Origin of the sequence: Acinetobacter sp. Colony158, from assembly GCF_019264745.1 — a bacterium.
GTDB lineage: Bacteria > Pseudomonadota > Gammaproteobacteria > Pseudomonadales > Moraxellaceae > Acinetobacter > Acinetobacter ursingii.
The window spans coordinates 3,384,075-3,407,387 of sequence record NZ_CP078523.1 but is presented as its reverse complement, the minus strand read 5'-3'; the positions used below and the strand labels follow the sequence as shown (position 1 = coordinate 3,407,387).

At 38.8% G+C, this 23,313-nt stretch carries 24 protein-coding genes; 19 read left to right on the top strand and 5 right to left on the bottom strand.

Annotation, left to right across the window (positions count from 1 at the left end; genetic code table 11):
* Positions 1 to 2: 2 nt before the first annotated feature.
* Entirely contained in the window at positions 3 to 1,430 is a 1,428-nt protein-coding gene (locus JR005_RS13920; protein ID WP_416378519.1) for a glutamine synthetase family protein, read from the bottom strand.
* Between the two features lie 102 nt (positions 1,431 to 1,532).
* Between JR005_RS13920 and JR005_RS13915 the strand changes: the two genes are divergently transcribed.
* The 10 genes from JR005_RS13915 (at position 1,533) to JR005_RS13870 (ending at position 9,390) form a co-directional block, all read left to right on the top strand.
* Positions 1,533 to 1,982 carry an acyl-CoA thioesterase gene (locus JR005_RS13915; protein WP_218665311.1) on the top strand — a complete coding sequence of 150 codons (450 nt, stop codon included), beginning with the start codon at positions 1,533 to 1,535 and terminating at the stop codon, positions 1,980 to 1,982.
* A gap of 225 nt (positions 1,983 to 2,207) precedes the next feature.
* Positions 2,208 to 4,025: a translation elongation factor 4 gene (gene lepA, locus JR005_RS13910; protein ID WP_218665310.1), complete on the top strand. Its 1,818-nt coding sequence runs from the start codon at positions 2,208 to 2,210 to the stop codon at positions 4,023 to 4,025.
* Between the two features lie 63 nt (positions 4,026 to 4,088).
* The gene (gene lepB / locus JR005_RS13905; protein ID WP_004989844.1) at positions 4,089 to 4,916 is read left to right on the top strand and encodes a signal peptidase I; all 828 of its coding nucleotides are present in this window, start codon (positions 4,089 to 4,091) and stop codon (positions 4,914 to 4,916) included.
* A 23-nt stretch (positions 4,917 to 4,939) separates the two neighbouring features.
* Positions 4,940 to 5,314, top strand: coding sequence for a DUF4845 domain-containing protein (locus tag JR005_RS13900; protein ID WP_044437183.1), 375 nt, complete (start codon positions 4,940 to 4,942; stop codon positions 5,312 to 5,314).
* Positions 5,286 to 5,978: a ribonuclease III gene (gene rnc, locus JR005_RS13895; RefSeq protein ID WP_004989842.1), complete on the top strand. Its 693-nt coding sequence runs from the start codon at positions 5,286 to 5,288 to the stop codon at positions 5,976 to 5,978. The genes JR005_RS13900 and rnc overlap by 29 nt, the downstream gene beginning before the upstream one ends.
* An 11-nt stretch (positions 5,979 to 5,989) precedes the next feature.
* Positions 5,990 to 7,033, top strand: a complete 1,044-nt coding sequence (gene era, locus JR005_RS13890; RefSeq protein WP_119686463.1) for a GTPase Era — start codon at positions 5,990 to 5,992, stop codon at positions 7,031 to 7,033.
* Between the two features lie 16 nt (positions 7,034 to 7,049).
* Positions 7,050 to 7,247 (top strand): NF038104 family lipoprotein, encoded by a 198-nt coding sequence (locus JR005_RS13885; RefSeq protein ID WP_004998460.1) that lies wholly within the window; start codon positions 7,050 to 7,052, stop codon positions 7,245 to 7,247.
* 8 nt (positions 7,248 to 7,255) lie between these two features.
* Positions 7,256 to 7,966: a DNA repair protein RecO gene (recO, locus tag JR005_RS13880; protein WP_004998459.1), complete on the top strand. Its 711-nt coding sequence runs from the start codon at positions 7,256 to 7,258 to the stop codon at positions 7,964 to 7,966.
* 21 nt (positions 7,967 to 7,987) lie between these two features.
* The gene (pdxJ, locus tag JR005_RS13875) at positions 7,988 to 8,713 is read left to right on the top strand and encodes a pyridoxine 5'-phosphate synthase (protein WP_218665309.1); all 726 of its coding nucleotides are present in this window, start codon (positions 7,988 to 7,990) and stop codon (positions 8,711 to 8,713) included.
* A gap of 11 nt (positions 8,714 to 8,724) precedes the next feature.
* Positions 8,725 to 9,390 (top strand): tRNA-(ms[2]io[6]A)-hydroxylase, encoded by a 666-nt coding sequence (locus JR005_RS13870; protein WP_218665308.1) that lies wholly within the window; start codon positions 8,725 to 8,727, stop codon positions 9,388 to 9,390.
* A gap of 66 nt (positions 9,391 to 9,456) precedes the next feature.
* Here JR005_RS13870 and JR005_RS13865 read toward each other — a convergent pair whose 3' ends face one another.
* Entirely contained in the window at positions 9,457 to 9,672 is a 216-nt protein-coding gene (locus tag JR005_RS13865; RefSeq protein WP_004998453.1) for a hypothetical protein, read from the bottom strand.
* Positions 9,673 to 9,841: 169 nt separating this feature from the next.
* On the opposite strand from JR005_RS13865, the gene JR005_RS13860 reads away from it, so the two are divergent.
* From JR005_RS13860 to JR005_RS13850, 3 genes are all read left to right on the top strand, one after another.
* A complete protein-coding gene (locus JR005_RS13860) occupies positions 9,842 to 10,345 on the top strand; it encodes a chorismate--pyruvate lyase family protein (protein WP_044437178.1) in 504 nt (167 codons plus the stop codon).
* A gap of 3 nt (positions 10,346 to 10,348) precedes the next feature.
* A complete protein-coding gene (ubiA, locus tag JR005_RS13855) occupies positions 10,349 to 11,230 on the top strand; it encodes a 4-hydroxybenzoate octaprenyltransferase (RefSeq protein ID WP_218665307.1) in 882 nt (293 codons plus the stop codon).
* 115 nt (positions 11,231 to 11,345) lie between these two features.
* Positions 11,346 to 12,683, top strand: a complete 1,338-nt coding sequence (locus tag JR005_RS13850; protein WP_218665306.1) for an alpha/beta hydrolase — start codon at positions 11,346 to 11,348, stop codon at positions 12,681 to 12,683.
* A gap of 91 nt (positions 12,684 to 12,774) precedes the next feature.
* Here JR005_RS13850 and gltP read toward each other — a convergent pair whose 3' ends face one another.
* The 3 genes from gltP to JR005_RS13835 all read right to left on the bottom strand — a co-directional run bounded on the left by gltP (position 12,775) and on the right by JR005_RS13835 (position 16,790).
* Positions 12,775 to 14,067: a glutamate/aspartate:proton symporter GltP gene (gene gltP / locus JR005_RS13845; protein ID WP_004989816.1), complete on the bottom strand. Its 1,293-nt coding sequence runs from the start codon at positions 14,065 to 14,067 to the stop codon at positions 12,775 to 12,777.
* 1,316 nt (positions 14,068 to 15,383) lie between these two features.
* Positions 15,384 to 16,010, bottom strand: coding sequence for a hypothetical protein (locus JR005_RS13840; protein WP_004989814.1), 627 nt, complete (start codon positions 16,008 to 16,010; stop codon positions 15,384 to 15,386).
* Between the two features lie 90 nt (positions 16,011 to 16,100).
* A complete protein-coding gene (locus tag JR005_RS13835; RefSeq protein WP_218665305.1) occupies positions 16,101 to 16,790 on the bottom strand; it encodes a putative quorum-sensing-regulated virulence factor in 690 nt (229 codons plus the stop codon).
* Between the two features lie 202 nt (positions 16,791 to 16,992).
* Here JR005_RS13835 and JR005_RS13830 point away from each other — a divergent pair, with 202 nt between their 5' ends.
* The 6 genes from JR005_RS13830 (at position 16,993) to JR005_RS13805 (ending at position 23,293) form a co-directional block, all read left to right on the top strand.
* Entirely contained in the window at positions 16,993 to 18,228 is a 1,236-nt protein-coding gene (locus tag JR005_RS13830; protein WP_004989806.1) for an alpha/beta hydrolase, read from the top strand.
* A 155-nt stretch (positions 18,229 to 18,383) separates the two neighbouring features.
* Complete coding sequence (gene glyA / locus JR005_RS13825; RefSeq protein ID WP_004998447.1) at positions 18,384 to 19,637, top strand: serine hydroxymethyltransferase; 1,254 nt, start codon at positions 18,384 to 18,386, stop codon at positions 19,635 to 19,637.
* 144 nt (positions 19,638 to 19,781) lie between these two features.
* Entirely contained in the window at positions 19,782 to 20,186 is a 405-nt protein-coding gene (rnk, locus tag JR005_RS13820; protein WP_218665304.1) for a nucleoside diphosphate kinase regulator, read from the top strand.
* 212 nt (positions 20,187 to 20,398) lie between these two features.
* A complete protein-coding gene (locus JR005_RS13815; protein ID WP_218665303.1) occupies positions 20,399 to 21,190 on the top strand; it encodes a tellurium resistance protein in 792 nt (263 codons plus the stop codon).
* Complete coding sequence (locus JR005_RS13810; protein WP_218665302.1) at positions 21,190 to 22,335, top strand: toxic anion resistance protein; 1,146 nt, start codon at positions 21,190 to 21,192, stop codon at positions 22,333 to 22,335. The genes JR005_RS13815 and JR005_RS13810 overlap by 1 nt, the downstream gene beginning before the upstream one ends.
* 43 nt (positions 22,336 to 22,378) lie before the next feature.
* Positions 22,379 to 23,293, top strand: a complete 915-nt coding sequence (locus JR005_RS13805; RefSeq protein ID WP_218665301.1) for a hypothetical protein — start codon at positions 22,379 to 22,381, stop codon at positions 23,291 to 23,293.
* Positions 23,294 to 23,313 lie beyond the last annotated feature (20 nt).

Genomic DNA, 23,313 nt, shown 5'->3' with positions numbered 1-23,313 from the left:
AATTAAATATCCCAATTTTTTTCAGATAAAGTCATCTTATTATAAATACACTGATGTTCCGCTAATTTTAATGTATGCCACAGTTCACAAAAATCTTTGCCTAATGTTTTTTGAATAAATGACTGATGTTTAAATTGATTAAGTGCATCTAGCTGGTTAAGTGGTAGAAAAATATGATCATCTGGATATTTTAATAAGTGGGATGGTTTTTTTATTTCTAGGCTATGGTTAAGACCGTAAAGGAGTCCTGTAAGAATGATTGCAACAGTTAAATAAGGATTGCAATCTGCACCTGCGACACGGTATTCAAAACGCTGATTTTGTTGATCAGAACAGGGCAAACGTATGGCGACATTACGGTTATTAATATTCCAGTTTGCTTCAAGCGGCACGTGTTGTCCGATTTGGAAGCGACGGTAGGAATTAATATTTGGTGCAAGAATCGCCATAGATGCTGGCATAAGTTCAATCAACCCCGTTATTACTTTTAATAACGTTGGAGAGGGTTGATGAAGGTCATGTGAACTAAAATAATTATTTAAAAGTGAATTGCATAAACTCACATGAAAGTGCATGCCGCTCCCTGCTTGGTTCAGGTCTGGTTTGGCTAGAAAACTGGCGTGGAGATGATGGCGTTTGGCGACCTGCTTAACGATACGTTTTAGCGACATTACTTGATCACAGATCTTTAAAACATCGGCACTATGTGGAATATTTATTTCATATTGACCTGCGGCTGACTCTGAAACAATCGAAACAATTTGAATGCCTTGCAAATTGGCAATATATTCTATTTCATCGAGTAGAGCTTGATAATCATCGGGTGCGTTCATATCAAAGCATTGACTGGCAAAAGTATGTTCATCAGCTTTTGCATCTGATGGATATAAATAAAACTCAAGTTCCGCTGAAATGACGGGAAAGTAGTCTTGTTCATTACATTCTGTCAAAAGTTTGCTTAAGATATTACGAGGTTCATAACCACATGCAGTCCCGTCTTGTTCTCGCATCGTTAAATAAACTTGAGCATTTGATTCAGGCTGAATGGGACAAGGCTTTAAACTTCCCAAGATGGGAAGACATAAATAATCAGGTTCACCGATATATTTACCCAGTCCAGTTTCTTCAACGACTTTTCCATCTAAATCCATCGCATAAATTGAAAGTGGGAAGTAACAACCTTTATGAAGTTGTTTTAGCGTCTGAATATCAATTCTTTTCCCGCGAATATGCCCATTTAAATCATGTAAGATAATATCAACATGTTGAGTGTTTGGATTTTTTTCTAAATATAGTTGGACTTCATCTTCAAAGTTAAGTTGGTCTGTAGGATTTATGGGTTTAGAAATAAAATTGGATTTAGGTTTAAATGGATTGTTTTTATAAAACATATCATCTGTATGTTGTTTTGAAATATTCAGGCTACTCATCATAAAAACCTAGGCTGGGATCGTGTATAAAATCCTAGATGAATCAGATTGGGAAGTAACGTAAAATGTGCGTAACTTTTTTATGCAAATAGCTTTTGGCAAATGAGTGCAATTTTTGATTTAAAATTAACGGTAAATCCTGAGCATATTGATCAATTGGGGCATGTGAACAATGTCAGATATGTTCAGTGGATGCAGGATGTCGCAACAGCACATATCGAGCGATTAGGCTTGGGTCTCAAACAATATTTGGAAATGAATCATGCTATGGTGGCTGTAGAACACCACGTACAGTATCGAAAAGCTGCCTTTGAAGGAGAGCAAATCATACTACGTACATGGCTAGATGCGATTGATAGTTTGTATTTATCCCGCCAGTACGTGTTTTATCGTCCTAGAGACCAAAGTGTCTTATTTGTTGGGAAAACTAAATGGGCTTGTGTTGAAATCAGTACAGGTCGGCCAAAACGCATGTCACCCACCTTTACCCAAACCTACCAACCTTTAGCTCAGGAAATCAATCCGATCGATTTTACCGTGAATTATGACTAAGCAAATGGATTCATTTGCCTTTGCTTCAATCTTTTCAAAGGGTTTCATCAATACTCAGAGCGCATTTTGTGAGGATTACATGAATAGTTTTAAAAGCAGAATGATCGCACTATATTTTTAATCTGGGGTTGCTTATACTGTGCAGCAATTTAGGACAGTCCTTTTACATCTTGCATACTGTATGAAGTATTGCATTTAGAGATGTACTTTTTTTCAGAGTAATCTATGGCGTCGGCTAAAAAATCCGTTGATATCAAAAATATTCGTAACTTTTCGATCATTGCTCACATCGATCACGGCAAGTCAACTTTGGCTGACCGTTTTATTCAGATGTGTGGTGGTTTACAAGACCGTGAAATGCAGGCTCAGGTCTTGGATTCAATGGAGCTTGAACGCGAACGTGGGATTACCATTAAAGCGGCATCGGTCACATTATATTATACGCATCCAAATGGTCAGGAATATCAACTGAACTTCATTGATACACCAGGGCACGTTGACTTTTCTTATGAAGTTTCTCGCTCACTTGCTGCTTGTGAAGGTGCATTATTGGTCGTCGATGCTGCGCAGGGTGTAGAAGCACAGTCAGTTGCAAACTGTTACACCGCGATTGAGCAGGGATTAGAAGTTCTTCCCATTTTAAACAAAATTGATTTACCACAGGCTGAACCTGAACGCGTCATTCATGAAATTGAAGAAATCATCGGGATTGAAGCGACAGATGCACCCACCTGTTCAGCGAAAACTGGTTTAGGAGTCGAAGGGGTACTTGAACGTTTAGTCGATGTGATCCCGCCTCCAGAAGGTGATCGTGAAGCACCTTTACAAGCCTTGATTATCGACTCATGGTTCGATAACTATTTAGGTGTAGTGTCTTTGGTACGGATCAAGCAAGGACGTATTCGTAAAGGCGACAAAATGTTGGTCAAATCCACAGGTCAGGTCCATCCTGTAACTTCTGTGGGGGTGTTTAATCCGAAACATACCGAAACAGATATCCTTGAAGCGGGTGAAGTTGGTTTCGTGATTGCAGGGATTAAAGATATTTTTGGTGCGCCAGTGGGTGACACCATTACTTTATCTTCAACACCTGAAGTTGCGACTTTGCCAGGTTTTAAAAAGGTTAAACCACAGGTGTACGCAGGCTTATTTCCGATTGATTCTGGTGATTTTGAACCATTCCGAGAAGCATTACAAAAACTACAAATTAATGATTCTGCTTTGTTCTTTGAACCTGAAAGTTCAGATGCGCTTGGTTTTGGCTTCCGTTGCGGCTTCTTGGGTATGCTGCACATGGAAATCGTACAAGAACGTTTAGAGCGTGAGTATGATCTAGATCTGATTAGCTCTGCACCTACGGTGGTTTATGAAGCTGTAACTAAAAAAGGCGATACCATCTATATCGACAGCCCATCTAAAATGCCAGATGGGAGTTTGGTTGAAGATTTGCGTGAACCGATTGCAGAATGTCATATTCTTGTTCCTCAGGAATATCTGGGCAATGTCATGACCTTGTGTATCGAGCGTCGTGGTGTGCAAAAGGATATGAAATTTTTAGGCAATCAGGTTTCAGTGACTTTTGAAATTCCGATGGCAGAAGTGGTGATGGATTTCTTTGATAAATTGAAATCGTGTTCGCGTGGTTTTGCATCGTTGGATTATAACTTTGTGCGTTTTGAAAGTTCATCTCTGGTTAAGGTTGATGTATTAATTAATGGTGAAAAGGTCGATGCCTTGGCCATGATCTGTCACCGTCAGGATGCGCGTCATCGTGGTATTGCACTGGTTGAAAAGATGAAAGATCTGATTCCACGTCAAATGTTTGATGTGGCGATTCAGGCGGCGATCGGTGCGCAGGTGATTGCTCGCTCTACTGTTAAAGCGATGCGTAAAAACGTCTTGGCGAAATGTTATGGTGGTGACGTATCGCGTAAGAAGAAATTACTTGCGAAACAAAAAGAAGGTAAGAAACGCATGAAACAGGTGGGTAGTGTTGAAATCCCGCAAGAAGCGTTCTTAGCTGTATTAAAAGTCGATAGATAAGATGAGGTAAAGCATTGCTTTATCTTGCCGAAAAACGAGCAGCTGAGCTGCGAGTGAGGTTTTGTGGATTTTGATTTTAATTTGATTCTCGTTCCAGTCACGCTGTTATTTTTTATCGTATGGTTACTCGATAAATTGGTGCTTAAACAGCGCGCAACGAAAGGACGTGAAAATGAAAATTTTCTGATCACATGGGCATATGACTTTTGGCCTGTGCTGGCGGTAGTACTCATTTTACGCTCTTTTTTGTACGAGCCATTTAATATCCCTTCGGATTCGATGGTACCAACACTAGAAACAGGTGATTTCATCTTAGTTAACAAATTTGACTATGGTGTGCGTTTGCCGATCATCAATAAGAAAATTATTGATGTTGGAGAGCCTGAACGTGGTGATGTCATTGTATTCCGTTATCCACCACAACCAACGATTAGTTATATTAAACGTGTGGTCGGTTTACCAGGCGATCATATTGTCTATGATCACGGTGAGTTGACGATTAACGGTCAAAAAGTACCAAAGGTTGCGACTGAATTTCATCGTGAAAAAGATATTTTGGATACACCGACCTCGATTTATCATAAAGAAACCTTGGGAACTCACACCCATCTGATGCGTGAACTTGAAGGGGTGAATATTGCTCGTCAAGCGCCGTTCATCAATTATATAGAAAATGGTAAATATTCGAATCAAGATGGTTTATATTGGGAAGTGACTGTTCCAAAAGGGCATTATTTTGCAATGGGCGATAATCGAGACCAAAGTGCAGATAGCCGTTTTTGGGGATTCGTTCCTGAGGAAAACTTAACAGGTCGAGCTTTTTATATCTGGATGCATAAAGAGCCAGGCTTTAAGATTCCATCGTTCAGTCGAAATGGGAAAATTGACTAAAAACACGATTAGGAATATTACAAATGCGTAAGTCTCAACAAGGCGCTTCGTATTTAGCCATTTTATTTGGGGTAATTTTATTTGCATTGGCAGTCAAGGCTGCCGTTGCAATCTGGCCAGCTTATTGGGATGACCGAGTGATTGATAGCCAAATTGAGGAGCTCATCCAAAATAGCGCTTCAGATATCACACCTGCCAAATTCGATATGCAAATGGATCAGCGTTTGGACATGAACAATATCCGTGATTTACGCTTCAAGGATATTGCCAAAGTGACCACAAACAATGGTTTAAACGTCAGTAAGAAGTACGAAATAAGAAAACCTTTCTTATTAAATATTGATTTAGTTCTAACATTCGAGAAAAATTTTGATCAAAGGTCAGTCCAAGCTAAGTGATCCTCGATTACCGAGCAGGATTGGTTACCAGTTTCAGCAAGCTGATTTACTTCAGCTTGCTTTAACACACCGATCTGTCAGTCACAAACATAATTATGAGCGTCTGGAGTTTTTAGGCGATTCATTACTTGGCATGATCATTGCCAATTATTTATATCAGACCTATCCGCATGAAAATGAGGGTCGGCTTACCCGTATGCGTGCTACACTGGTACGACAGGAAGCTTTAGGCAAAATTGCAAACGATTTGAAACTTAGCCGGTGTTTAATATTAAGCACAGGTGAATTAAAATCGGGTGGTCATCACCGTGAATCCATATTAGCCGATACGGTTGAGGCGATTATTGGGGCAATTTATGTCGACAGTGGTGATTTAGAGTTATTAAAAAGTATCGTTTTAAAATGGTATACGCCTTATCTGGATCATATCGAGCCAAGTGATCAGCTCAAAGATCCTAAATCGCGTTTACAAGAGTATCTACAAGCACGTAAAAAACCTCTCCCTGTTTACGAGGTTGTAGATATTCAAGGTGATGCACCTCATCAGCATTTTAAAGTGCAATGTTCGGTAGCGGGGCTACCCAATATTGTAGGTGAGGGATCAAGCCGACGTTTTGCTGAACAGGCAGCGGCGGCAGAAATATTAAAGTTATTGGAGCAATAGCCTGCATGTCCATGCATTCTGATCAAGTCAATCCAGATTCAAATGAAAATCCTGAAATTCGTGACAATGAAAATCAGGCTAATCAACTGATTGATCAATTCTTTAGTGACGAAGGTGTCACCATTCCTGCTGACTTTAGAAGCGGTTTTGTTGCGATTGTTGGGCGACCAAATGTAGGTAAATCTACATTGATGAACCATTTATTGGGTCAAAAGCTATCGATTACTTCACGTAAACCACAAACCACACGTCATAAAATTGTGGGTATTGATTCGCGCGAAAAATCGCAAGCAGTATTTGTCGATACGCCGGGTATGCATAAAAAAGAAGTCCGTGCGATTAATAAAATGATGAATCGTGCAGCGCATTCAGCATTACGTGATGTCAATCTGGTTTTATTTGTAGTCGATGCGCAAAAGTGGACTCAAAACGATGAATTAGTTTTGGAAAAACTGAAAAATGCAGAGATGCCTGTGATCTTGGTCATCAATAAATTAGATACCTTTGAAAATAAGAATGAAGCTTTACCATTGATTCGTGAACGTGCAAAACTCATGAACTTTGCTGAAATTGTACCTGTTTCTGCGTTACGCGGTGCAAATTTGGATCATTTACGTGACACGATTGAAAAATATTTGCCTTTTCAACCGCCGTTGTATTCGATGGATCAAATCACTGATCGTTCTGAGCGTTTTCTGGCCAGTGAGATTATCCGTGAAAAAATCATGCGTCAGTTGGGTGAAGAATTGCCTTATGATTTAACGGTACAAATCGAATCCTTTAAAACTGAAGAAGAAACGATCAGTGAAAAAACAGGTCGATTAAAACCTGCTTGTACCTATATTGATGCCACGATTTTTGTGGAACGCGCGGGACAAAAAGCCATTGTGATTGGTGAGAAAGGCGCTAAACTCAAACGCATTGGTATGGAAGCGCGTACAGACATGGAAAAAATGTTTGAACAGAAAATCATGCTCACTCTTTGGGTTAAAGTTAAAGGCGGTTGGTCTGACGACGAACGTGCGCTCAAAAGTTTAGGCTATAGCGATATTTAAAAAAAGAGAATAAGCAATGACAGTCATGATACGTTGTTTGGGTACTTTAGCTTGTGTGCTGATGCTACAAGGGTGTATTACTAAAGTCGTGACTGTTCCAGTCAAAGTTGCTTATGGCACCACTAAAGCTGTTGTAAAAGGTACAGCAGCTGTTGTGGGTGCTGTCATTCCAGATGGCGACGATGAAAAAGATGAGAAAAAAAAGGATGATTAACTTCGCTTATGCGTAATGAAGTCATTCATGGCTATTTAGTTCATCATCGTAAATATCGTGAAAAAAGCCATATCGTGCATTTGTTTACTGAAGAATATGGTCGTATGGACGGTATTCTAAGACAAACGCCACCTCCACAATATCAACCCATTACCTTACAAGCGACAGGTAAAGGCGATTTAAAGAATTTCACTAAACTTGAAATTTTAAATCATCCTGTTTTCTTTCATGGTGATGCTTTTTTTGCAGGGTTTTATTTGAATGAAATCCTGTTGCGCTTGTGTCCTTTAGAAGAGGCCATGCCACAAACTTTTATTCAATATCAAAAAACGTTGGCGCAATTACAGCTTTTATCGACACATCCTCAACCTGCTTTATTTTTAAGACAAATTTTACGTCAGTTTGAACATGCGTTATTGCAAGAATTAGGCTATGCAGTCGATTTTTATGTAGATTGTAATCAGCAAGCAATTAGTAAGGTGATGTCTTATCAATTTCAAGCAACTGAGGGTTTTTTACCTGTTGCGAGTCGCAGTGCTGCAAATCTTTCGGGTGAGTTGATTTGCTGTATGCAGAATTATGTAGAAGGTGCAGAATTTTCTGCCGAACAGTTACAATTATTGGGTAAACTATACCGTCAAATGATTAGTTCTTTGTTAGGTGATCGACCTTTAAAAAGTCGTCAGCTTTGGATACAAAGTACACAATCACATTCTTAAATTTTCTTTCAGGACTTATCTATGGCTGCTTTGCTTGGTGTGAATATTGATCATGTTGCGACCTTAAGACAGGCACGAGGCACGACTTATCCAGATCCAGTTCAGGCAGCGTTGGTCTGTGAACAGGCGGGTGCAGAGGGCATTACCTTGCATTTACGTGAAGATCGACGTCATATCCAAGATGATGATGTGCGTCGTATGCGCCCATTATTAAAAACGCATATGAATCTGGAAATGGCTGTGACCGATGAAATGGTAGAGTTTGCCAAAGAAATTCGACCTCATCATGTGTGTTTTGTGCCTGAACGTCGACAGGAAGTCACAACAGAAGGCGGACTGGATGTCGTGGGGCAATTTGAAAAAGTCAAAGCTGCGACTCAAGCCTTAGCTGAAATTGGCTGTGAAGTTTCTTTATTTATCGATGCTGATTTGGCACAAATTGATGCTGCGATTGCCTGTGGCGCGCCGACCATCGAACTACATACGGGAGCTTATGCTGATGCTGCCAATGATGATGAGCAACAAGCTGAACTTGCCCGAATCATTCAGGGCGCAGAATATGCTGCAAATAAGGGTCTAATTGTTAATGCTGGACATGGTCTGAATCTTGAAAATGTTGCGCCGATTGCGGCGATTCCACAGATTCATGAGTTGAATATTGGTCATTCCATTATTGCAGAGAGTATTTTTGTTGGTTTGACGCAAGCGGTACAGCAAATGAAAGCCGCAATACAGTCAGCACGATAAGAGTTTTGAACATGTCAAATCCCAACTATGATGAACTCATGCAGCCAGTCATTGCATTCTTAGGTTGCAAAACGCCTCAAGCATGGTTAGATGAAGCCATCAATCATCTTGATTTGTTGATGCAAGATCATGCCAATTGCGAAAAAAAGGCAGCAGGCACGGCCATGAATTTGATGTTCCGTTACAGTTTTTTTACCGATTTACAGGTCAAATTGGCACAACTGGTTCGTGAGGAAATGCTGCACTACGAGCAAGTGCTTGAGTTTATGAAAAAACGTGGGCAGGAATGGAAAGCCGTGAGTGCAGGTCGTTATGCGGGTGGTTTACGTAAAGAAATCCGAACTTATGAGCCTGAAGCATTGATTGACGTCATGATCGTCGGGGCATTTGTAGAAGCGCGCTCTTGTGAGCGTTTCCATGCACTCGCACCATTAGTTGATGATGAGCTTGGTCGCTACTATCGTTATTTGTTGAAATCTGAGTCTCGTCACTTTGAAGATTATTTGGCCTTGGCAATAGAAGTTGCGACCACGGCTAAAATGAAAAATCCAGAAGAAGATATTCAGCAGCGTATCGAACATATTCGTGAAGTGGAGAAAAATCTAATCTTGACGCCTGATGATGTCTTTAGGTTTCATAGTGGAGTGCCCGCTAAAGTGGCTACACCAGCCTCCTAATCTTTAAAATGCTAAAAACACAAAAGCCAGTTTGAAAACTGGCTTTTACACTTTCTTTAACAATCATTAACTCACTATTTTCTTTTGAATATCATGATGAACTAAACTTCCCCATACCAGACCTGCAATAAAGCAAATACTAAAATAAACCGCAAAGGCAGTAATTGGTAAGTTTGGTTGATTCAAAAAGAAATAGCGATAAAGCAACATTAAAATAGTAAAACCACAGCCCCAGAATATTCCACCGTAGAGCAAAATAAATCTGAATTTGTCATTCATCATAATGGTCTTAAGCTATGCCTGTGATAAATGCCCTATATGATATATTAAAATATTCTCAAATAGTGAAATTTATTACAATTTTGTGAATAAAAGAATGTTGCTTAAAAACACAGCATTTTTGAAACAAAAATTCGGTTACACTAGGTTTTCTGATCGAAGTGAGCCTGTTATGCCGAACATACCATCTAAACTTAAGCAGGAAAAAATATTAACTCCTGAATTAAAAAAATGGTTGTATGCATCAGGCTCTTTGACCCAACAATTAACAGATTTAGCATCTGGTCAGTTTCGGGTTGAACCCACCAAAGAACATTTTCAGCGTTTAAGTTTTATTGATAGTCAATGGATGAACATGCCACATGCTCATACTGCATGGGTACGTGAAAGTTTACTTTATGGTTGTGAAGCAGAGCCATGGGTGAAAGCGAAAAGTATTTTCCCAATTTTAAGCTTACAAAAAAAAGCCAGAATTTTTCAGCATATCGGTACAAAGCCGATAGGAAAGTTTTTATTCCAGCGTACAAATCCAGCTTGTGAACGCCGAGTGATATATTTAGAAGATGGCTGGACTCGTCAAAGTTGTTATGTCTGGCATGGCTGTAAGTTTATTGTCCAAGAAACATTTCTCACCACATTTGAAAACTTTATAAAGAAACAAAACGAGCAGGGGTAAGTCATGGCAGCAGTACAATCCATCACTTGGCGACAACGGTTAGAAGCCTATTATTATTTATGTCGTTTTGATAAGCCGATTGGAACTGAATTGGTTTTCTGGCCAATGATGTGGGCACTTTGGATTGCTGCTGAAGGAATTCCGCCATTACATATTTTATTACCATTTGTGTTCGGCACCATTTTTATGCGTGCTGCTGGATGTGCCATTAACGACTTCGCAGACCGTGAAGTGGATGGTCATGTAGAACGAACCAAGACCAGACCACTTGCGACAGGAATTATCCAACCTAAAGAAGCCATTGCTGTGTTTTTAGTTTTAGTCGCAGCCAGTGCTTGTATGTTGTTTTTCTTACCTATTGAGACATTTTACTGCGCTTTCGGGGCATTAGGACTCGCTTTTATTTATCCATTTATGAAGCGTTATACCCATTTACCGCAAGTGGTTTTAGGTATGGCATTTTCATGGGGTATCCCGATGGCATTTACCGCGATGGGTAAGCCGCTAGATTGGACATGCTGGTTACTATATTTTGGAAATTTATGTTGGACAGTGGCTTTTGATACTCAATATGCCATTACCGATCGTGAATATGATTTAAAAATCGGCGTAAAGTCCACAGCAATTTTGTTTGGTCGCTATGATATTGAAATTATTTCCTTATTACAGTTTTTAAGTATTGTATTGATTGGTGCTTCTTTTTACCTTGCAGATATTCTATTTCCGTGGGGACTTGTCGCTTTGTTATTGGTTGCAGCAGACTATTTTTATCAATGGTCAAAAACCAGAACTCGCGATCCTCAAATGTGTTTTTGGGCGTTTCGGCATAATCGTTGGGTGGGGGTTATCCTATTTTTAGGGATTTTTATGGCTTATTCATTTTAAAAAATTGACCATCTAGTAAAAGAGTGTTCTATGCAGAGCACTTTTTTTGTGCATAAATAAAGATGCATGTAAGACCATGCAGATTAAATACTCAAAAACATAAAAAGGATATTTTATGAAACGGTCAAAAATTGCTTTAGCACTTGCATTTTCAACAACAACTTTATTGCTAAGCGCATGTAATGACAGTAATGATGATTATGTTGGGGTTAATCCTGATCAAACCTATATCTCAGAAAAGACTTATAATAAGGACCAAGTTTCAAGCGCCGCATCTGTTAAAGTAATGACTTATAATATGGTCAATGTTCAAGGTAAAACAGCCAAAGCGACTGCAATGGTGATGTTTCCAAAAGTCTCTCAACCCGCAGATGGTTATCGTGTTGTGGTTTGGGAGCACGGAACAGTGGGTGTTGGAGATAGTTGTGCGCCAAGTAATAATAAAATCAATCTACGCTTTAGAATATTGGCTGAAAGCCTATTAGCAGCAGGTTATGTGGTGATTGCTCCAGACTATGAAGGTTTGGGTACATCAGGTATTCATCCGTATCTAAATTTGGGCAGTGAGGCGAAATCGGCACTTGCCGCAGTAAAAGCTGCGAAAGATCACTATGGAGTTCAGCTTAATGGTGCTTGGATGTCAGTGGGGCAATCGCAAGGTGGGCAGGCATCGCTAGGGACTGCTGAATATGCAAATGCTGATGCAACCTATCAAGGTGCTGTTGCGGGTGCACCAGCATCAAGTTTGGGTAAAATTATTTTAGAGGTTGCACCTACGGCATTGGCAGATATTGAGAAAAAAGAAATAACTGCGAACGTGCCATTAGGCAATCGTGTGTCAGTGGATTCTTATGCGACTTTACTGGCTTATGCTGCGCTTACAGGCGTTGGAATCAAAGCATATGAAACACAATTTAATTATCGGGATATCTTTCAGGAAAGAGCGAAACCACTGGCTGAATTTGCAGAAGGCACCACTGGAGAAAATGGACTTTGTTTAGATAGTGATGATTCGAGTTTAAGTCTGATTGATAAATTTAAAACCGACATTATCAAATTTATGACCGATAACCCAGATAAGAAAGTCATGGATTATCCTGGTCTGGATACCAATAACTTTAAAACCAATCAAACGGTTCAAAACTTTTTAGCTGCGAATCAACCAGGGACTAAACGTATAGATAAACCAGTTTATATTGTTCAAGGTACAGCCGATACCAACGTTCCTTACCCTGTGACAGAAGCCTTGGTTGCGAATTTAAAAGGTTTGGGTTCAACGAGTGTTCTACTTGATCCAGTCCTGAATGCGTCACATACACAGGCTATCGTTTGTCGAAATCTACAAGTCTATAATTTTATCCAATTGAAAATGCCAGCCAAAACCAATATCACGGTTGATCCGTCCACTATAGATGCCAGCAAAAATCCGCAATGTACTGGAATAGGCTTATAAGGACTCATATTTAAGTTCTAAATCAAAATTGTGAAAAAAAGAGTAACTGATGATCTCAGTTACTCTTTTGGTTTTACGGGATGATAAAGGCTTAGACTTGTTTCAGCGATAACATGTAATTCTCTGCTTTTTCAGCATCATATTGTTTTTGCCATTTACTGATGACCAATGCAGCCAAAGCATTCCCCACAACATTCAGTGCGGTTCGTGCCATATCCAAAATACGGTCGACACCTGCAATAAATGCCAGACCTTCAAGTGGAATACCAACCACACCTAAGGTCGCTAGCAATACGACAAACGAAGCACCTGGTACGCCAGCAACACCTTTGGACGTGACCATGAGCGTTAACACCAAAATAAGCTGTTGAGTAATGGTTAAATCGATTCCATAGAGTTGGGCGATAAAGATTGCAGCAATACTTTGATAAAGTGTCGAACCATCCAGATTAAATGAATAACCTGTTGGAATCACAAAACTTGCAATCGCACGAGGAGCGCCGTAGGCTTCGGTTTTTTGAATAATACGAGGTAATACTGTTTCAGAGCTTGCCGTTGAAAATGCCAAGATCAGTTCGTCTTTAAGCAGTTTAATGATATTAAAAATATTTAAACCACAAAATTTTGCAACCGAGCCAAGAACAACAAAGGCAAAGAACAAAATAGCGGTATAAACCAGTACCACCAATTTAAACAAAGGCACAAGCGATGAAAAACCGAATGTCGCAACAGTGGCCGCGATCAAGGCAAACACACCAATTGGAGCATATAGCATCACCATATGTGTAACTTTGAACATGGTTTCTGCAATCGCATTAAATACATTGAGCAAAGGTTGTTTGGTTTCGTGGGGCAAACTTGCTAGGCCAACACCAAAAATCACCGAAAAGAAAATAATCGGTAACATCTGGGCTTTAGCCATCGAGTCTATAATATTGGTCGGAATAAGACCTAAAATTGTTTGTAGGAAACCATGCGCATGCGATTGATATTCATGAGTGGTTGCTTCAAATTTGGTGATATCGACTTTGTGCAGCATAGACATGTCCACACCTGCGCCTGGCTGAAAAATATTGGCAGCAAGAAGTCCAACTATAATTGCAACCGTGGTAATGACTTCAAAATAAATAATAGTTTTTAAACCAATACTGCCAAGCTTTTTGGTATCACCAATACCTGCAATGCCTAAAATTAACGTTGAAATAACAATAGGCACGACAATCATTTTGATTAGGCTAATAAAAATTTGGCCTGCGGGTTTTAGAATATTCGTAACGATATAGTCTTGATATTCAGGCTGATTGTGCAGAATGCTACCAACAATAATACCTAAAATAAGTGCAATCAGAATTTGCCATGCAATGCTAATCCGTTTTTGTTTCATATCAATCTCAATATTTTACAAAGACTCCGATCGTGATGACATTGAAAACATAAGAAATTGTTAAAGATGGCATGACTCGTTTTAACTGGTGCTGGGAGGAATCACGCTACAATAAAACGTTCAGTTATCATGCTGACTTTCAATTTCTTTACTTTTCATCTGATCATTTCGATGAATCTAAAATTTGCCCTTAACTCACCAAGGAAAATAATGGATCTCGTCCTTACAGGACTGGAAAGAAAATTCCGATCTCAAAAAATTATCTTTGGATCATTATTAAATGTGACTAAGGAAGATGCAGTATTTAAATACTAAAATCTAAAATTAAGTATCACTAAATAATTTTGTTGCAATGAATATGCCAAATTAATTAAATTGGAACTAAAAAATTAATAAGTCTGAATTATATTTAAATAAGGTTGTTTTTTGAAATAAATAAATAAGTTTGGTGGGTTTCTCATAAAATAAATCCTTTTATATGAAAACTGGTCGTCATTTTATGGTGCATTTTAATAAAAATTGCACTAATAAAAAGCATATTACTCAAGAAAACTAAAATATCAATGCTTTTATAATTGTAAATTTACTTTTATATCAACTATTTGTTGAAAATTAATCTAAATCTGAAGTTTGATAACATTGTAAACCGAAATTATTTTATTTTGATATTTAAGTGTTATATTTGGATGTGGTTTTCCTATTATTAATCATAATAATTAAATATATTGAATATGTAAATTCGTATTTTTATAATATTGTGATATTAAAAACGTATGAGTTTTAAATTTTCTTTTATTAATCATTTCTTACTAATGCTAGGCATGTTTTGCAATTGAAAAAAACATTCATCTTTAGAGCTTGAGCGCAAGAATAAAAAATATTTGGCGGGTGATATTGAATGTATTAGAAATTAAGATAAGGCTGGATCTGGTAAAAATAGGTGATTTTTCTATTAAAAAACGAATTTACTTCACTGAAGTTTTCTAAGCCTGATTTGTTGACAAAAAAAAGCCCACCGAAGTGAGCTAAAGGGCTAAACCTATAGACTTCTTTCATCATTGTTTAAACCCGCTTTATTTTTCTCCCGTAAGAGAAATAAAAGCGACTTATGAAAGGAGTCTTATATAACGCTGAGAAATATATCATATTTATTATATGTATCTATAATACTTTGGATTAGATCAAATAGGTTTAATCTTTAGTCGTAGGCGTAGCAAAATTATGAACGGCACAGTCATCGTGCATTCAATAGTCGAAGTTTTAGAAAAAACAGTGTAGTTTTTTAATTTTTCGATTTATCTGATGATTTAATCTGTTTATTGCTCAAGCTGAAGATGTTGTAAGGCAAAATTGACTTGTTGTAATTGTTGATTCAATTGCTGCGGAGGAATGCGGGTTTCCTGTAAGTGAGTAATCCATTGCATTTGGCAAATCTTAAGCTGCTTAACATTGCTTGCATTTTTAATTTGTTCTAAAAGTTGTCTTGCCAGTAAACCACAATAGCTGGACAAGGTTTCTGCCATTAAAGTTTTGATTTCGTCAAAGGCCATTATTGCCATTGGGGTAATTTCAACTTGTTGCTGCTGAATCAAGTCATCCGAAACTCGATATTCTTGACTAGGACAAGTTGGATGATTGATAGCATCTTGAACATTGGCAAGTTCATTCTGGCGAGATAGTGCGTTACTGCTAGAGGGTGGAATGTTAGCTTCTGGTTTAGACGTGGTGATAGAGCTCGAAAACGTTTGAGATTGGATGAGTCCCATTGCTTCAAGTTGCTCTAGCAATTCAGGAGATGCAATTTTTTGCCTGAACTGATCACTTAACTTATTAAAGTCTTCAGTGCCGATTAAGAGTAATAAGCGTCGTTGTCTTACATTCAGATTAAATTGACGGTTTTCAAGCGCAGTATGACCTTGCGCAGTTTTATAATAATGAGACATCCCCAATTTATCCCTTGTTATAAATTGGTGATACCATAAAACGAGAAAATTACATTAATATGAAATAAGTTATAAATCAAAAAATTAGTTTCAAACGAGAGTCTTCTCTAGCGCTTTTTTGAGATAAGGATCAAGATCATCTTGACGAAGTAACCAATTGATATAGTCATGGGGGAGGTCTTGGATCAAGCTACCTTTATGTTTGCCGAAATTAATTTTAGTGGGAATACGTGCTTGTTCTGATGCCAGATAAAGATCATCAATATTGTGAATATTCAAATGATGTACAATATGCATCAGGATATTCGCAGTTAAAATGATATCCGCGTCGGCACGATGCGCACCTTTTAGTAGTTCTCGTGCTTTATCGCTGCCTTTAGAGATCAGATAAATTAAAGCAGAAATATTATGCGCATCTGCCTGCGGCCAAACTTTTCGTGCCAGTGCTAAAGTACAAATCGCTTTAATATCTTGTGTTTCTACACCGCAGCGCGCGATGGCAGCCATATCATAATTAACATTATGCCCAATAATATAAGTGGTATCAGCAGGCAACTCAAAAGAGGTATATAAAGGTTGATCGACGAGATCGGATTCTAAAATATGATGTACCGCCATAGCCGCATAAGAGATTGGTTGATTGACTTGATATAGCTGATCAAATAGCTGACTTTTATCCAGACTGAGTTTTCCTGCATGAACTTCTACAGGTGCGTAAGCAATTTCAATCGGTAAACCATTGAGGGTATGGGTTTCGGTGTCCAGAATAATGGCAGTCATTAAATGAATAATCTCGATGCGACAGCAAAAGTTAAATGTAGCATCTCTGATAAATTGTGAAAAGATTCAACTGTATTCATGAATGTTATGTTTCACTTTGTATAACTGTCTTGTTTATACGGTTAAACAAGGCATAATTTATAAATTGCATTACTGTGCAAAACAACAAGAATGTTGAATACCTTCAAAAGGATAAGAAAAAATGAAAAAGACGTTGCTCGCAGTCTCTACGCTCAGTTTAACTCTATTTTTATCAGCCTGTAATGATGACAATGACTGGGATGATTTTTTTAAACCACCCTCAGATATTCCTGAAAATAATATTCAAAACCCTGTTGTTCGCACGGATAGCTATGGCTTAACCGATATGAGCGCTATTGCTGGTGAAAGTCTGGTAATGACTTATAAGATGTTGGGGATTAATAATAAAGAAGTGCAGGCGACAGCGCTAGTTTTCACGCCTAAAGGAGCGGCACCCGTTGGAGGTTGGCCAATTGTTGCGTGGGCGCATGGCACAACAGGCGTTGCTGATAAATGCGCACCAAGCCGCACGGCAATGAATGATTATATTAAAGGGATGATTGCTGCACTACTTGCCAAAGGTTATGTGGTGGTAGCACCTGACTATGAAGGTTTGGGCGAGCCAAGCGGACAGGAATTGCATCCATTTTTAAATGTAAAAAGTGAAGCATTTTCAATAACCGATGCGGTCGTTGCTGCACGCAATTATTTGGGCAGTAAAGTAAATAATAAATGGGTGACCGTTGGGCATTCACAAGGTGGACAAGCAGCTTTAGGCGCTGCTCAATATGCATCACGGGCCAAGCTCGATTATAAGGGAACCGTTGCTGTTGCACCTGCATCTAACCTTGATTTGATTTTGACTTTGGGCGAAGCCTCAGTTGCAAATCAACCTGTAACTACACAGATTCCTGTATATGCAAGTTTGGATACCTTTACGGCACTGATTACCGCAGGATTGCGTAATCCAAATCCGGATTTTAAATATACTCAGGTTTTTAAAGATCCAACTGCGCAGATTGCCCAAACCTACGCAGAAACAGAATGTTCAGGCGATATTGGCAATGCCTTTGCTGGCAGTATGGGGTTATATGCTCAATCTACTGGAAGTCTGAATGGTTATGGGCGTACTCAGGATAATTTCCTGAATATTCCAGTGGTGAAAAACTTTACTTCTAAAGATGGTCAGCCTTTAACGGTTAAAGTGACGTCGCCAATTACCATTTATCAGGGCAGTAATGACACTACTGTACCGCGAATTGCGACCAATACACTGGTCGGTTCAGCCCAGCAAAAGGGTACAGCTATTCAATACATTACCGACGATGGTAATGCAGTGAAATGGGATCACGGGACTGCTTATGTGTTAAATATTCCAAATATTGTGCAAGATGTTGGAACGATGCTTTCCAAATAAATCATGATGGTTCTGCCGTATGGCTCATGTATATCACATGAGCCATTTTTATTTAAAACTGAGTAAAGTTCATTCTGCTTAATCCTAAAGTTCATGCTACAATAGCGCCCAATCTTAGCACGGCTTAAAAGCCCTAATTCATAGGACCCTCGCTAATGTTTGCCAACATTTCTCTTTCTGAATTTGATCCAGAATTGGCCAAAGCAATTGACGCTGAAGACGCGCGCCAAGAAGCGCATATTGAGCTGATTGCATCTGAAAACTATTGCTCTCCTGCGGTGATGGAAGCGCAAGGTTCAAAACTGACTAATAAATATGCAGAAGGTTATCCTGGCAAACGCTATTATGGCGGTTGCGAATATGTCGATGTGATTGAACAATTAGCTATTGACCGTGCTAAAGAACTTTTTGGTGCTGATTATGCCAATGTTCAGCCGCATGCAGGTTCACAGGCAAACTCTGCGGTATACCTAGCATTATTAAATGCAGGTGATACAGTATTGGGTATGAGCCTTGCACATGGTGGTCACTTGACTCACGGTGCAAAAGTAAACTTCTCTGGTAAAACTTATAATGCCATTCAGTACGGTTTAAATCCTGAAACTGGCGAGATTGATTACGAAGAAGTTGAACGTTTAGCTTTGGAACACAAACCACGTATGATCGTGGCAGGTTTCTCTGCATATAGCCGTGTGGTGGATTGGCAGCGTTTCCGTGATATCGCGGATAAAGTTGGTGCTTATTTGTTTGTTGATATGGCGCATGTTGCTGGTTTGGTTGCAGCAGGTGTTTATCCAAGCCCAGTTCAAATCGCTGACGTGACAACGACAACCACGCACAAGACACTTCGTGGCCCGCGCTCTGGTCTAATCCTTGCCAAAGCAAACGAAGAAATTGAGAAAAAACTTCAATCTGCGGTGTTCCCAGGTAACCAAGGCGGTCCTTTGGTACATGCAATTGCAGCTAAAGCAGTTTGTTTTAAAGAAGCAATGGCCCCTGAATATAAAGCGTATCAACAACAAGTGGTCAAAAATGCTCAAGCCATGGCTGAAGTATTAATTTCACGTGGTTATGATGTGGTTTCAGGCGGTACAGATAATCATTTATTCTTATTGTCTTTAATTAAACAAGACATTACAGGTAAAGATGCTGACGCATGGTTGGGCAACGCCAATATTACGGTCAATAAAAATGCAGTTCCAAACGATCCACGTTCTCCATTTGTGACTTCTGGTATTCGTATTGGTACTCCAGCAGTGACGACTCGCGGTTTTGGTGAAGCCGAAGTTCGTGATTTAGCGGGCTGGATTGCGGATGTATTAGATAGCAAAGGTGATGAAAGTGTTATCGCTGATGTTAAAGCAAAAGTTGAAGCAGTATGTGCAAAATTCCCTGTATATGCTAACTAAGCAAATTGCTTGAGAAGAAGCTCCGTCAAGGGAGCTTTTTTTATCTGTGAATATTTTAATCATCAGAACTAAACTCTGATATAACAATAAAATTATATTTAAGTCATTTGTTTTGAAAATTGATAGATTTAAGGAGTTTATAACATGTCTCAGCCTAATATTATTATTTCCTCGCAAGATCTACATCGTTTAGAAACGATGCTTGAACATCAAACGACTCAAAGCTCGACCATGCAGCATTTAGAAAATGAACTGGCGCGAGCAGAAGTGGTTGATCCTGAAAATATTCCAAAAAATGTGGTCACCATGAACTCCCGAGTGAGTATCACCATTGCACCTTCAATAGATTCTGTTGAGATTGTTTTAGTCTATCCACATGATTTTACAGGCGATAAAAGTCAGGTTAATATTTTGGCGCCTGTCGGTGCGGCGATCTTGGGACTGACAGAGGGGCAGAGTATTGAATGGCCACAGCCTGATGGTCAATTGATGAAAATTAAAATTGAAAAAGTCATTTATCAGCCTGAACGAGAAGGAAAATATCTGTAATAGACTGCTTTCTCATTATTGAAACTCCTTTTATTTTTCTCTCAATAGGGAGAAATAAAAAGGACTGATGAAAGACGTCTAATGTCTATTTGCAAAATGGTGAGATGAAAAATTTAAGATTTAACATAAAATCATCATGTTGATATAAAAAATAGACTTTGCACTATATCGATTTGTGCCTATGATGAATTGACAAAATATATTGGTTGATTATGACTCAATTTAATTCATTGATTCCGCTAGATCAGATTGAAGTTGATCCAAAAGCAATTTTGGCGATCAAACGCAATGATCTGGTGCCTTTACTGGATAATCAATATCAGCTCAATCATTATGCCGATCAGCTGATCCAATCGCAGTCGGTATTGCTCAATGGGGTTGACCCCAAGCTCAATCAAGAATTGAGCAAGGTCATTTCTCAATTGATTGATAAGTTGGCGAAATCTAACAAAGTGCTCAAGAAACGTAAATTTAATGCATTACAAAAATGGTTAGGCATTGATATCGAATATGATCATGGGCAGTTGAATTACTTAAATGAATTGGAACGTCTGATTGACCAAGCCAGTTTTTTAAGTCAACGCTTGCAGATTGAAATTCAAAAATCACAGGCGCGTGTCCAACAGGTACTGGGTTTACGTGAACAGATGGCGAGATATATCGTTGCGGCTCAAGAATTTTTGCAGGAATATCCTGCTTTTATTCAGCAGCGACATCCACTGGATAATTTTGCAGAACGACTATCTAAAAAAATAAACACCTTACAAACTTTGCAAGCGAGTAATGATATCGCTATTACACAGATGCAATTGGCCGAGCAACTTTCCTTTACCTTATTGGATCGTTTTAAGGAAGCGCAACAAGTCTTGATTCCTGCTTGGCAATATCACCTCAAACAGAGCATGCAAGGCAATTCAGTTGCAGAATTGCAAAAGCTGGATCATAGTCGTGAAATATTGATGAATACTTTAAAAAAATCATTAGATAAAAATAGGGTGGAATAATGTCACAATCCGAATCTAACCATAAAAATGTATTGGTTGAACAATCTACAGAGCTTCAGCAGCAAGAGTTTGAGCGTTTAAACTTAAAAGAGCTAGGTTTACAGCCTGAAGATTTTGCTCAGGTGATGGATGCACATCAGACATTGACTGATATGACGCACAGTAGTGTTTCTGAATATGGTAAGGATATTGCGACCAAAACTTCAACCTACACCGATGAACTCCTGAATCTGGTTCAAAATAAAGATCTGGATACGACAGGTCAAAAGTTAAATGAAGTGGTTCAAGCTGCCCAGCAACTCAATACATCGAGCATCTTGAATAAACCGAAAGGCTCATCAATTCCGATTTTAGGCGGTTTGTTGAATAAAATTAAGGGTGCCAAACAAAGCTTTGATCAACATTTTAATACCACGAAAGAACAAATTGATGCTTTGGTCAAAGAAATTGAGCAATCACAAAACGGACTAAAATCCCGTGTGAATACTTTAGATAAAATGTTTGATGCGGTGCAAGACGAATATAAACAACTTGGTGTTCATGTTGCTGCGGGTAAGATCAAACAGCAGGAAATTCAGCAACAGATTGCTCAATTAAATCAGCAAGAACAGAATCAACAAATGACTCAGCAGATCTATGATCTGAACCACCTTGCGAATAATTTAGAAAAACGGGTCAGTGATTTACAAGTTCTACAGCAGTCTGCCATGCAAACTTTGCCAATGATTCGTATTATTCAGTCCAATAATTTAATGTTGGTGGATAAATTTTATGCGATTAAAAATATCACTTTACCTGCATGGAAAAATCAAATCAGTCTGGCGATTTCCTTACAGGAACAAAAAAACAGCGTGCAATTGGCAAAAAGTATTGATGATGCAACCAATGATTTATTGCGTCGAAATGCTGATTTATTACATCAAAATTCAGTTGATACAGCTAAAGCCAATCAACGTTCGGTGATTGATATTGAAACCCTTGAACATGTGCAAAATACCCTCATTAAAACGGTTAACGATGTGATTCAAGTTCAAAAAGAAGGTATGCAAAAGCGCGATGAAGCGGCAACGAGATTACGTACACTTCAGCAAAATTTAAATCAACTGGTCATTGAGTCGAGTCATGATGCTGCTTCAAAGCAGTAAATAAATTGGTACTTCTTAAGTCTAACAGTATGAGGAGAGTAGGTTGCCACCCATCGAAAATGCTCCGATGAATATTCAGTCGATACAGTCTCGATTGACCCAACTCAAAAAGCGTCAACATCGTGTGATGCTGTTGAGTCTAACGGTAACAGGGATTTTTATCATTGCTTTGGTTGCATCATTTACTCAACAGGCGTTGGTCTATAGTTTTTTTGATTTAAGCCAACAAGTCGAGCAATTACATATTCCTGTGGCGATGGCTGATCAGTTACTGTTGGATCAACAGTCTGATTATTTTAGCAATCTATTGTCATGGTTCGGCTGGCTGTTTTTAAAAATTTTCACTGCATTTTTTGGCGCTTTTATTTTTGTCCGAATTTTAAAAAAATTTAAATTTTTTCAGTTACGTTTTCGTTCACTGATTTTACGCTTTGTGGCGTGGTTAATTGGATTTATTCTTATCTGGTCAGGTTTGACTTACTTGCAATATGACCGTACTAGTGACCAAGCCAAAGCTTATGCTGAATTGGTGGCTTATGATCAAAGTATTCAGCAAAGCCAAATCGCGCATGAGTTGAAAAATGTGGATACACCAGATGCAGTGAAAGATTATCTTTTAGCGCAAACTGCTTTATTACACCGACCAGTGGATAAAGAGACAGCATTACCTTATGTTTCACATTTGATCCGTGAAGAACGTCAGGATCCGCATTTTATGGAATATGGCTTTAAACCTGAACAGCTTTGGATCATGCAGCAGCAACTTTATGGGAAAGCAGTCACGCCATTGGCACAAAGTGTTCAAAAACAAGCGGATCAAGCTCAACAACTTTCTGAAATGGTGAAACTCTTATGTTGGGGAATCAGTTTATTGGCTGCACTTATTGCAATGATGACCTATGCTTTAGCCTTAAATCTTAAGAATCGAGCAGAGCGGATTGAGCAAAAAAGTGAATAATGATTTTATGTTCGGTAAAA